Origin of the sequence: Capnocytophaga sp. oral taxon 863 str. F0517, assembly GCF_000466425.1 — a bacterium.
Classification (GTDB): Bacteria; Bacteroidota; Bacteroidia; order Flavobacteriales; family Flavobacteriaceae; genus Capnocytophaga.
Genome location: NZ_KE992117.1, coordinates 65,401 through 78,176, shown reverse-complemented (window position 1 = coordinate 78,176; position 12,776 = coordinate 65,401). Strand labels below are relative to the sequence as shown.

Sequence of the window (12,776 nt, the reverse complement as noted above, 5' to 3'; positions counted from 1 at the left end):
TTAGCCTCTCTTAGAGTTAATTTTTCCAGTTCGGTAGTGCACTGCTTTAGCCCCCTACAATGAGGATTGTAATGGTAGGCACGACTATAGGTATATAGGCGTGTAAAGGAGTTAAATTTCCAATGGCTGTTAATCAATCTCAATCTCTTCCAATACATCTATCATTTCTTCGGACTCGGTACCAGAGACGGAGGTTTCCTCTGTGTCAAGGTTTAGCCAGCGGGTTTCATTGTTCAGCCGGTAGGTGAAGGAGCTATGGGAAAGACTGTCGAATAGCTCCTTACAGATCTTGACCTTAGATCCGTGATTGTTCATAGGGAGTTCTATCTCTCTTCTTTGGTCTTTCCCTTTTCCTATGATTAGGAAGTTAAGAGGGGTGTTTCCCTTGAACTTATGGGAGAGATCTTTAAAAAAAATTAGGTTTTCGGAGTTTATTTGGGGAAGTTCTACAGCCATTTGTAGCTTATCGATATTCTCTTGTAGGGCATCTTCTAAGAAGCCGATATGGTTAAAGATAATTTTGGGGCCAAAGGTACGTCCATCTGGGGTGGTATAGCCACCCTTGATATGGGCTTTGATGAATACAAACTGTTTTTCAGAGAGGAATGGACGGAATTTTAGGTATTCTTCTCCAAAAATACGAAATTCGGCCGTACCGCTATAGTCTTCTATGGTGAAAGATCCCCAGCCCTTACCATTTTTGCTGGTGAGGTGTTCCATCTTGACGATCATGCCTCCAAAACGTATATCTTGGTTCTCCATACCTTCGAAGTCTTTGGTGAATTCGGCTGCTTTTCGGTTGCACAAATAGTCCAATTGGTACTTGAACATATCTAAAGGGTGTCGGGAGATATAGATCCCGACGACATCCTTTTCCCGACGGAGTTCCTCTAAGGAGTTCCAGGGTTCGGCATCGGGCATTTTGGGCTCAGGGATTTGTACTTCGGGACTATCACCAAAGAGGCTTAGCTGTATGGAGTGGGTACTCTCCTGTGACTTAGCACCATAGCGAATGATCTTCTCTAAGAAGTTCATATTCTCTGAGGGGCTTTGATGGAAGAATTGGGCACGATGCACCCCTGGGAAGGAGTCAAATCCTCCCGCTAAGGCGAGACTCTCGAAGGCTTTCTTATTGGCAGACTTGAGGTCTATACGCTTGGCCATATCGAAAACGGACTTGTAAGGCCCTTTCTCTCGGGTCTTTACGATGGTATCCACTGCCGCCTTGCCCAGTCCCTTGATGGCTCCCATACCAAAGCGAATTGCTCCCTCTTTATTAACGGTAAACTTATACTCGGATTCGTTCACATCGGGGCTGAGTACCTTGATACCCATACGGTTACACTCAGATAGGAAGAAACTGATGGACTTGATGTCGTTCATATTGTTCGAGAGTACCGCAGCCATGTATTCGGCAGGGTAGTTGGCCTTGAGGTAGGCAGTTTGGTAGGCAACCCAGGCGTAGCAGGTGGAGTGTGATTTGTTAAAAGCATAGCTGGCAAAGGCCTCCCAGTCTTTCCAAATCTTCTCCAAGGTATCGGCAGGGTGTCCCTTTTTACCTCCTCCTTCGATAAACTTAGGTTTCATCTCGGCCAAGACATCTTTGAGTTTTTTTCCCATGGCTTTTCTCAGCTTATCGGCTTCACCCTTGGTGAATCCTGCCAATTTCTGGGAAAGGAGCATAACCTGCTCTTGGTATACGGTAATCCCATAGGTATCCTTGAGATATTCCTCCATATCGGGAAGATCGTAGGTAATGGGCTCTATGCCATGCTTGCGATGGATAAAGCTGGGGATATAGTCCATTGGCCCTGGTCGGTAAAGGGCATTCATGGCGATAAGGTCAGCAAAAACGGTAGGCTTGAGATTACGCATATGTTTTTGCATCCCAAGGGACTCGTATTGGAAGACTCCGATAGTCTCTCCTCGCTGGAAAAGGGCATAAGTAGGCTCGTCATCCAAGGGGATATGCTCGATATCCAATTCAAAACCATGTCGTTTTTGGATAAGTGCTACCGTATCCTTGAGGATGGTAAGGGTCTTCAGTCCTAAGAAGTCCATCTTCAACAGGCCAGCACTTTCCACCACAGAGTTGTCGAACTGGGTGATAAAGAGATCGGAGTCCTTGGCCAAGGCCACAGGAACAAAGTTGGTAATATCGTCGGGGGTGATGATAACCCCGCAGGCATGTACCCCTGTGTTGCGCACCGACCCCTCCAGAATACGGGCCTGCTGGACGGTCTTGGCCGAGAGGTCATTGCCTTGGGCTATCTCCTTAAGTTGCTGTACTTTAGGTAAGTCACTACCTACTTTTTCTTTCAGATCGTCATCGCTGAGGCTAAAAATCTTTTTAAGGGAAATATTAGGAATGAGTTTAGCAATTTGGTCGGCTTCCTTCAGAGGCAAGTCCAATACACGAGCTGTATCGCGTACGGAGGACTTAGCGGCCATAGTACCATAGGTGATGATCTGTGCCACTTGGTTTGCCCCATATTTCTCAATCACATAGTCCAAGACACGGCCACGGCCATCATCCTCGAAATCAATATCAATATCGGGCATGCTCACACGATCAGGGTTAAGGAAACGCTCAAAAAGCAAATCGTATTTGATAGGATCTATATTGGTAATTCCCAAGCAATAAGCCACAGCCGAGCCGGCAGCGGAACCACGTCCGGGGCCTACTGATACGTCCATATTGCGTGCGGCAGTAATGAAGTCCTCCACGATAAGAAAGTAGCCAGGGTAGCCGGTTTTCTCAATGATAGAAAGCTCAAAATCAAGACGTTCGCGTACCTCTTCGGTGAGCTCCTCATAGCGCTTTTCGGCTCCTAAATAAGTGAGGTGGCGGAGGTATTTGTTCTCTCCCTTTTTTCCAGTAGGATCATCTTCCACTTGGAACTCCTTGGGAATGTCGAACTTAGGCAAAAGGATATCGCGTGCCAACTCGTAGGGTTCTATTTTGTTTATAATCTCCTCAATAGAGAGAATGGCCTGGGGAATGTCCTGAAACAATTCCTTCATCTGTTGAGCAGACTTGAAGTAATATTGCTCATTGGGCAGTCCATAGCGGAAGCCGCGCCCATGGCCGATAGGGGTGGCTTGCTTTTCTCCGTCTTTTACACAGAGCAAAATATCATGTGCGTTGGCATCTTGAGGACTGATGTAGTAGGTATTGTTGGTTGCGACCAGTTTGACTCCGTGTTTTTGTGCCAATTGGATAAGTATCATATTGGCACGGTCTTCATCTTCTTGGCCATGCCTGTTGAGTTCTATATAAAGATCCTCTTTGAAGCGTTCCTTCCACCATAGGAGTGCCTCTTCAGCTTGTTTTTCACCTTGGTTGAGTACCTTAGAAGGGATTTCACCATATAGGTTTCCTGAAAGAACAATGATATTTTCCTTATACTGCTCGACTACTTTTTTATCAATACGAGGTACGTAGTAGAAGCCCTCTGTATAGGCAATAGAAGCCATTTTGATAAGGTTCTGATAGCCTTTCTTGTCCTTGGCGAGCATGACTACTTGATAGCCATTGTCCTTTTTGCTTCTGTCCAAGTGGTTTTCACAGATATAGAACTCACAACCTATAATAGGTTTGATAATGGGTAGGGGAGTGGGCAAGCCTTCTTCTTGGGCTTTGGCGTTTTTAGCTTTAGCATCTTTGTTATACTTAGACACCTCTTTGACAAATTGGAAAGCTCCCATCATATTACCATGGTCTGTTAGTGCCACAGCGGGCATTTGTCCCTTGGCAGTGGCCTGGATCAAATCAGTAATAGAGGCCGTGGATTGCAAGACTGAAAATTGGGTATGGTTGTGCAGATGAGCAAAAGGAGCTGTCTCGAGTAAGGCAAGGTTTTCTGCCAATTGGGTATCGGTAAGGGCTGCTGTTTGTTCTTTGCTTTTGAGCTTTTCAGAGGCGGCCTTCAGGTTGATATGCTGTAATCCCCAAAGAGCTACGGGAGCGGTATATTTCTCTTGGATAAGTGCCATAGCCTCAGCAGAGAGCTGCGCTGAGGAGAAGCCTTCCCCTCGGCGAATGAGCTCAAAGAAGCAGCGAGCGGTAGCCTCTACGTCGGCCGTAGCATTGTGGGCTTCGGCAAAGGGTACGCCAAAGAGGAAGAGGTGGAGCTCGGTTAGGCTGGGGTATTTGAACTTACCTCCCTTGCCGCCTTCTATACGGCAAAGCTCGGCGGTGATTTCGGTACAAGTGTCCAAGACGGGTAGTTCTCCCAGGCGGGTAGCTACTCCATAGCGGTAGTACTCCGCCCCCATGATGTTGATATCAAAGCCGATATTCTGCCCTACTATATATTGGGTTTTGCTTAGTGCTTTTTCAAATTCTTCGAATACTTTTTGGATACTAACCCCTTGGCTTATAGCTAGTTCAGTAGAAATACCATGGATACGCTCCGCATCGTAGGGGATGGTAAAATCATCCGGAGTGATTAGGAAGTCCTTATGCTCTACTAAAGTACCTTGGGCATCGTGTAGTTGCCAAGCGATTTGTACCGCTCGCGGCCAGTTGGCACTGTCGGAAAGGGGCGCATTATAGTTGCGGGGAAGTCCAGTTGTTTCAGTATCAAAGATTAAATACATAGGAAAAGGGAATAAGATTCAAAAACAAAAGTAGTTTATTTTTTTTGAATCATAGCGTTTGTAATGGCTAATAAATTGTTAAACATACAAGGCAAAAAGACCCGCCTTCTCAGGCGAGTCTTTTTCAAATATTTATGAAATACAGATTACATCATTCCTGGCATACCACCACCCATAGGAGGCATAGCGGCAGGGGTATCTTCTTTGATATCCACTAAAGCACATTCGGTAGTGAGGATCATACCCGCTACAGAAGCAGCATTTTCCAAAGCTACACGAGTTACTTTCTTAGGGTCGATGATACCAGCACGGAACATATCTACATATTGCTCAGTTTTAGCATTGTATCCTGTGGAGTTTCTTCCGTCCAATACCTTGGCGATAACTACAGACCCTTCTCCACCAGCATTTTCTACGATGGTACGCAAAGGAGCTTCTACAGCCTTGAAGACGATTTGGATACCAGTGGCTTCATCTGCATTGACAGGTTTGATCTTAGCCAATACATTTCGAGCGCGCAATAGGGCAACACCTCCACCAGCTACGATACCTTCTTCTACAGCGGCACGAGTAGCATGAAGGGCGTCATCTACACGGTCTTTCTTTTCTTTCATTTCCACTTCAGAAGGAGCTCCTACATAGAGGACAGCCACTCCACCTGCCAATTTGGCCAAGCGTTCTTGGAGTTTTTCTTTGTCATAGTCGGAGGTAGTAACTTCGATTTGGGCTTTGATTTGTCCTACACGAGCTTGGATATCTTCGCTCTTACCAGCTCCATTTACGATAGTGGTATTGTCCTTGTCAATAGCTACACGTTCGGCACGACCAAGCATGTCAATAGTAGCATTTTCAAGGGTAAATCCTCTTTCTTCAGCGATGACAGTACCACCGGTAAGGATAGCGATGTCCTCAAGCATGGCTTTGCGACGATCTCCAAAACCAGGAGCTTTTACCGCAGCAATACGGAGGGCACCACGCAACTTGTTTACAACTAAGGTAGCCAAAGCCTCTCCGTCGATATCTTCGGCAATGATAAGGAGTGATTTACCAGATTGTGCCACAGGCTCCAATATAGGAAGCAGATCCTTCATGGTAGAGATCTTCTTATCGTATAGAAGGATAAAAGGATTATCCAACTCGGCAGTCATTTTCTCAGAGTTGGTTACAAAGTAAGGAGAAAGGTAACCGCGGTCGAACTGCATACCTTCTACGATGTCTACGTAAGTATCAGTACCTTTGGCTTCTTCTACAGTGATAACACCTTCTTTGCCTACTTTGGAGAAGGCATCAGCGATGAGTTCCCCTACAGTCTCGTCATTGTTGGCAGAGATAGCGGCTACTTGGCGGATTTTATCAATAGAATCACCTACCTTTTGGCTTTGTTTGGCCAATTCATTTACGATAGACTTCACAGCTTTGTCAATACCGCGTTTCAAATCCATAGGGTTAGCACCTGCTGCTACGTTTTTAAGGCCTTCGCGTACGATAGCTTGGGCTAATACAGTGGCGGTAGTGGTACCATCACCCGCGAGGTCATTGGTTTTGGAAGCTACTTCCTTAACCATTTGAGCACCCATATTTTCGTGTGCATCAGCAAGTTCTACTTCTTTGGCTACTGTAACCCCGTCTTTGGTAACGGTAGGAGCTCCGAAGGATTTGCTAATAATCACATTGCGACCCTTAGGGCCAAGGGTTACTTTTACAGCATTAGCAAGGGCATCAACTCCTCTTTTGAGGCCGTCACGTGCATCAATATCAAATTTTATATCTTTTGCCATTTTTTTATTTTTTAAATTATTAAGTTTAATTATTTAAGCGATTTGAACAATTCTACACTTTTCACATAAGGGATAGGTTGTTATAAAATCCTTGATTTGTTCTTTGGCTTCTGCAAAATTTCCTTTTATATAGAAATATAAAGCTGTATCTTTACTACCTTCATGATATGAGGTTAGTACCAAAATATCTTTTAAAATTTCACAGACAGTGTCAAAAACTACATTGATATCAGAAGTCTCATATACTTCTTTAGGTAAATCAGTACCATTTACATAAAGTCCTAAACCTTCTAAAGAGCCTATCTCTTGGGAGAAATTCTCATTATATAGCTTAGAGCCTTTTGGAATACCAATATCTTCCAACTTTTGTAGTAATTTCTCCACTGCATTAGCAGTATCATTAAGAGAGATTTCTATATCGCAGTACTCTATTTCTCCCTCTTTGGACATGAGAGTACCACCACCAGAGGTTTCTCCTAGATCTTCTTTGGAGAGAAACTCATCTATGATGTCCTCTAGATCATGTCTGTCAAAAGGTTGCAACTTTGCATTTAGTTGTAAAGTGTAGAACATAATTTGTTATATTTAGATTATCCCAAGATACCTAACAAATCGTTCTCTCTCATGATAAGGTAAGTCTTACCTTCCAATTTTAGTTCTGTACCTGCATATTTCCCATAAAGAACAGTATCACCTACTTTTACAGTAATAGGATTTTCTTTGGTACCTGCTCCTACAGCTACGATTTTTCCTTTTTGAGGTTTTTCTTGAGCAGTATCAGGAATGATAATACCAGAAGCGGTAGTAGTTTCAGCCGGTGCTGGTTCTACAAGCACTCTATCAGCTAACGGTTTTAATTTTACACTCATATTCATTTATTTTTGTAAATCTGTAATTCTCTAAGCATAAAGTGTGCCAATTGGCAAAATATGTCAAATTGTCAGTATTGGACTATTTGTTCCAATGTTTATAAGGGTGTTGGCTCAAAGCACTGTTGTAGTAGCGGACATCAGAGGTAACTTCCGCTCCCAACCAGGTGGGTTTTTCAAAGTCCTGTGTCACATCGGTAAGTTCTATTTCAGCGACGATAAGTCCTTCATTTTCACCGTGGAAGACATCTACTTCGTAGAGCGACTCACCCACCCATACCTCATAGCGAGTTTTCTCAATAGGGGAGGGTTCGCATAGGGGCAATAGGGCATGTACATCAGCAGGGGTTATTTCTTTCTCCCATTCGAATCGGCTGACACCATTCTCTTCACTCTTTCCCTTGACAGTGAGGTAACCTTTTTCTCCTTTAAGGCGTACACGTACGGTTCTTAAAGGGTCTGTATTCAGAAAAGCTTGTACAATAGGGGTACTTCTGTGTGATTGTGCTATAAAATCGGTATTTTTGACTAAGAATTTGCGTTCAATTTCTTTAAAAGCCATGGTTTTTTAATTTTTTGTAAAGATATAACTGACAAAAAGACACTATTTAATTGTCAATGGTTAATTATTAATTGTCAAAAAGGGACTAATAACTAGAAACTAACAACTAATAATACTTCCCTTTTCAGGATCGTTGGTAATAGTCAGGGAGATGGGGATACGTTCCTTGAGTTCTTCTACATGGGAGATGATACCCACGATGCGGTTGTCCTTGAGCAGGTTGGCCATGGTTTCGAATACAATATTTACAGATTCCGTATCTTGGGTACCAAAACCTTCATCAATAAAGAAGAAATTCTTATCAGCACTTGCTTCACTCTGTACACTTTCTGCCAAGGCTAAGGCCAGACTTAGTGATACCTGAAAGGCTTGTCCTCCGGAAAGGGTCTTTACACTTCTGCTTTTTCCTTCATTGAGGTAATCTATAATTTCAAATTCGTTATTCTCTCCTACTTGCAAACATAATTGTCCTCTTGTCATTCTTTGAAACCGTTCGTTGGCATGCTGGCAGAGCTGTTGTAGGTAAATGGAAGAGATATATTCTACGAAACCTTTCCCCTTGAATAGGTTTTCCAAGAGTTTTATATTCTCATTGCGCTTTCTAAGATAGGCTACGGATTTCATCAGCTCCTTTTTGGCTATCAAAGCCTGACTGATACGCTCTAATTCGCTCGAAATTCTAATACAATTTTCATGATTAGCCTTTACTTCCTGCTCTTTAAGGATGTATTGTGTTTCTATCTCGGCGAAGGCTTTAGGATCAAAGGATACATTGGCAAATTTAGCTTCCAATTCCTTGATTTGTTCACAGAGTACTTTGTAGCGAATCCTGAAATCTTGTATTTTTACTCTATTTTCTTCTATAGATAAGGGAGCACCTAATATTTTTGTTACTTCCTCAAGAGTTATCTTTTCTTGAATCAAAGCATTTGTTAGCGTTTTTTCAATAGTTTGGTATTCTGTTTCCCATTTTTCAAGTAATTCACAAGTATTTTTCAGTTGAGTCTCGTATTGTGATTGTAGAGGAACCAAGCGGTTACGCTCCTGGGTAAGGTCAGTATAGGTTTGCTCGATATATTTATTAGTCTTTGCTATAAATTGATATTCTTTTTCAATGAGAGCGAAATCCTTATTTTCATAATCAGAAAAGCTATATTTCTTTAAACTTTCTTTTCGACTAGCTATATTTCCTTCAAGGGTAGCGATTTCTTTATAGATGTTTTCTAATCCCTTCTTATATTTTTCTATTTTTATCTGAAGTTCTTCTATCTCCTTAGTGATTTTTTTTCGTAAGGATTCCTTAGCTTCTATCTGTTGTGCTAAGGTAGTAGCAAATTGGCGTTTCTCATCAAAGACAGTACGATCCTCTTTGGGAAATTCACTCCAAATGAATTTCTCATGATGTGCCAAGCGTTCTTTTTCTATTTGCTGAGCTGTTTCCTTTTCTGATTGTAATTGGTTTTCAAAAAATTGTTTCTTATCTACTGTTTTTTCAATTTGAAAGAGACTTTGTTGTAATTGCTCTTGTTTTGTATCAAGCGCCTTTATTGCTTTTTGAGTAGTGGTGAGTTCAGTGCTGACATCTTCAAAATGGGTGATACTCGGATGCTCAGTGGAACCACAGAGAGGGCAAGGACTTCCCTCGTGGAGTTCTTTCGTATAGTGGGATAATTGTCGCTGTAGCTCAAGTTGGTTGAGCTTTTGTTGGAGTGTGTCTTTTTCTTTTTCGATAGTTTCCTTTTCAATAGTTATTTTTTCTTTGTAATCGGGAACAAATCCATCTTTGAAGATCGCGAAATAACTAAGCTCTTTTACAATCTCTTGTAATTGTGCTGTGGTATCTTTAATTTTTTGCTGTTGTTTATTTTGGTTTTCAGAAATGGAATAGTTCTTCTCATACCAATTACCAACTTCCAAGAGTAATTGACTATCTATACGTTGCTTTTTGAGACTTTCGATTTCACTTTCGATAGTGTTATTATAGTCTTTTTTATCTTTTAGATTCTTTTCTTCTTCTGCTATTTTCTTAGTACCTTCTATAGTTCTACTTTTTTCTTTGGTTAATCTTTCTTGTAAAGGGAATATTACTAATAGCTGTTGTAGATCTTCTTCCATCTGCTTTATATCAGGAAGTTTTTCATAAGATTCTTGTAACGCGTCTATATTATCAGAGATATGAGTTAGCTTATTCTGTACCTGATTGAGTGCTTCAACTTCTGTAACTCTTTTATTTGTATAGAATTGTAATTCCTTTGTTAGGCGTGTTCTGTTATCTAACAAATTCTTAAATAGCTTTTCTATCTTTTCATACCTATTTACCTTTTCCTCTAATTCATCAAAAGAATACTTTTGAGAATGGAGTAGAGAAAACTCTTTTCTCTTACGTTCTAAAAGTTCAAAGTCTGATTTCAAGCTCTTGAGATGTTCGTAATGTGTCTTTAGTTGATCAAGTATTACTTCTAAAGATTTTTGTTTGTCTGTCTCTTCCTTGAGTTTGTCCTTTTGTATTTGTATGGCCTCCTCATGGATTTCTTCATACCCTTTGAGTTCGCCCTCTTTGAAACTAAGTTTTTCGCTATTTTCCTTTTTAAGTTTGGAGATGTTATCGGAAAGGTCAAACTTTCGTAAGTTGAAGATTTCCTTCATCATCTCATTACGATCCTTAGCACCGAGTTCTAAAAACTCTTTGAATTGCCCCTGTGGGATGATAATGGTACGCTTGAAGTTATGATAGCTCAGCCCGATAAGCTCCTGGGGATTGGCCTGCTCCAAAGGAATCCATTGGGTATCTTTTTTCTCATAGAATTGTACGGTAGGTGTTCTTACATCCTCAAATTTTTTGGAGTTTCGCTTGAATTCCCTTACGACTCGCAGCTGTCTATTTTCGAAGTTTAGAAACTCAAATTCGATATAGATACGGTTGGACTTGAGGTTCATCATGTTATACCCTCTTTTATCAGCCTTATTCAGGCGTTCAGTCTCTCCATAGAGGGCAAAGGTAATAGCTTCTAAGATAGATGATTTACCAGAGCCTACCGATCCGAAGATGCCAAATAAGCCAGCATTGGTAAGGTGAGAAAAATCAATATGTTGTCGCTGTTGATAGGAATAAATTCCTTCGATAGTAAGGTATAGTGGTAGCATTATTCTATATTTATAGCTTCGTGGAACAAATCTAAAATTTCCTTATTGGGGGCTATGCCTCCATTTCTGTATTTGAAATAGCTTTCAAATAGGGGAGTGATATTCTCAAAGTTGATATCTTGCAGGGATAACTCTGCGGTAAGAGTATGTTCGGTGGAGAATAGCAGCTTAGGAATAAGGAAAACAATCCCTTGGTGGGTATTATACAGAAGTTTTCTATCTTCTGCCCGAAGGTATTCCTTAAGTTCGAGGGTTAGTTCTACCCAAACATGGGGATTTTCCTCAAGCCAGGCAGTGGCCTCTTCTATGGAGGTAAAGTGTTTTCTTACTAAAGGCTTTCCCTGAGTAAGAGGGATTTTGCGAAGGCTTACAGCCTTGTTGGGTTCTGCTTCTATGATGGCTACATACTTTTGTTGTCCAGCCTCACTGAAGCTATAGCATAGGGGAGAAGAGGCGTATACAATCGGTTTTTCTTCACTACCGATGTTCTTGAAGCCATGTAGGTGCCCTAAGGCGGTATATTGTATTTGTGAGGGGACAATATCTGTATAGATCATATCTGCATTACCGATTCGGATAGGACGCTCTCCATCGGGTTCTTCTAAGGGGGCTCCCTGTTTGGGATTCATGAAGAGATGGGTCATAAGGATATTGACTCCCTTTGGATCACAATAAGTGTTGGCTAAGTGTTGCCACCTATCCGATAGGAATTGGTTGATAGAAAGCTGTTTGTCTCCTTCGAGCTCCTGTTTTAGGCGTGGTTCATTGGCATAGGCCGTATGGATAATTCTAAGAGGATAAGGGTATTGGGCGAACGAGAGTTCTATAAAGCCTTCAGAGGAATGAGAGATACTAAAATTTTCAGTTTCGATGGGAGTTACTTGGGCGAAGGGTTGTCCTATGAGAAAGATACCACATTCGCGAGCCAAGGGGTCGGGGGCATCGATGAGCTTAGGAGCATCGTGATTGCCGGAGATGGCTATCACGGGTCGTTTCCCTTGGAGGGAAAGTCGCTTTAGAGTCTTATAGAATAGCTCTATAGCATCGGTATTAGGGGTAAAATTGTCAAAAAGGTCTCCAGCAATAACAACGACATCTATCTTTTGAGTATCGGCTATTTGGACAATTTCTTCCATTACAGCACGTTGCTCTTCTATACGGGAGAAGCGATCTAATTTTTTTCCTAAGTGCCAGTCGGCAGTGTGGAGGATTTTCATGGTCAGTGAAATAGGGTTTTACAGAGTAGTGGTTATAAAAAAATCCGTAAAATGGATATTTCACGGATTTCTTATAAAATAATATAAACTATAAAAACTACAATTTTATTTGGGATTAATCACCTAACACAGCAGGTTTTCCTTCTTTGGTTATGTAATTAATTTTCAAAGCATTGATTTCTCTCAATTGTTCTTTCAAGTCACCAATAATTCCCATTTTGGTATGTTTATCAATCTTTAAGGAGGTAATAAATACTTCCTTATATCTTTCTTGTAGTCCTTCTTTGTACTTAAGGATAGGGGTTCCTACCTGATCTACATCTACAAAAACATCATTAATCTGAAGTTTTGCATTTTTTCCAAATTTATCTTGGTATCTTTGCAGAGGTTCACCAGCATATACATATATAACTGGGTCTTTTTTGTCTAATTTTTGTACTTGATTGGCCGATGGAATATCATTGGCTACTTTTATTTCCCCATCCTTCGTTTGGGTCACAGTCATAAAAAAGAACAAAAGCATGAAGATAATATCAGGCAGAGATGCAGTTGAGATAGGAGGTACCTCGTCACTTTTTTTCTTGTTGAACTTTGCCATAATTTA

Annotated in this window: 8 protein-coding genes; all 8 read right to left on the bottom strand. The window is 41.4% G+C overall.

Features of this window, described 5'->3' with window-relative positions:
• Positions 1-129 precede the first annotated feature (129 nt).
• Positions 130-4,602: a DNA polymerase III subunit alpha gene (gene dnaE, locus HMPREF1551_RS04660; protein ID WP_021627896.1), complete on the bottom strand. Its 4,473-nt coding sequence runs from the start codon at positions 4,600-4,602 to the stop codon at positions 130-132.
• A gap of 146 nt (positions 4,603-4,748) precedes the next feature.
• A complete protein-coding gene (gene groL / locus HMPREF1551_RS04655; protein WP_021627895.1) occupies positions 4,749-6,380 on the bottom strand; it encodes a chaperonin GroEL in 1,632 nt (543 codons plus the stop codon).
• Between the two features lie 33 nt (positions 6,381-6,413).
• A complete protein-coding gene (locus HMPREF1551_RS04650; RefSeq protein ID WP_021627894.1) occupies positions 6,414-6,953 on the bottom strand; it encodes a hypothetical protein in 540 nt (179 codons plus the stop codon).
• A gap of 17 nt (positions 6,954-6,970) precedes the next feature.
• Positions 6,971-7,249 carry a co-chaperone GroES gene (groES, locus tag HMPREF1551_RS04645; RefSeq protein WP_034544309.1) on the bottom strand — a complete coding sequence of 93 codons (279 nt, stop codon included), beginning with the start codon at positions 7,247-7,249 and terminating at the stop codon, positions 6,971-6,973.
• Positions 7,250-7,331: 82 nt separating this feature from the next.
• Positions 7,332-7,811, bottom strand: a complete 480-nt coding sequence (locus tag HMPREF1551_RS04640; protein WP_021627892.1) for a CYTH domain-containing protein — start codon at positions 7,809-7,811, stop codon at positions 7,332-7,334.
• A 99-nt stretch (positions 7,812-7,910) separates the two neighbouring features.
• On the bottom strand, positions 7,911-10,955 hold the full coding sequence (locus tag HMPREF1551_RS04635; protein ID WP_021627891.1) for an AAA family ATPase: 3,045 nt from the start codon (positions 10,953-10,955) through the stop codon (positions 7,911-7,913).
• Positions 10,955-12,172: an exonuclease SbcCD subunit D gene (locus tag HMPREF1551_RS04630; protein WP_021627890.1), complete on the bottom strand. Its 1,218-nt coding sequence runs from the start codon at positions 12,170-12,172 to the stop codon at positions 10,955-10,957. Before HMPREF1551_RS04630 ends, HMPREF1551_RS04635 begins: the two co-directional genes overlap by 1 nt.
• Before the next feature lie 115 nt (positions 12,173-12,287).
• Positions 12,288-12,770 (bottom strand): ExbD/TolR family protein, encoded by a 483-nt coding sequence (locus tag HMPREF1551_RS04625; RefSeq protein ID WP_021627889.1) that lies wholly within the window; start codon positions 12,768-12,770, stop codon positions 12,288-12,290.
• Between the last annotated feature and the right edge of the window lie 6 nt (positions 12,771-12,776).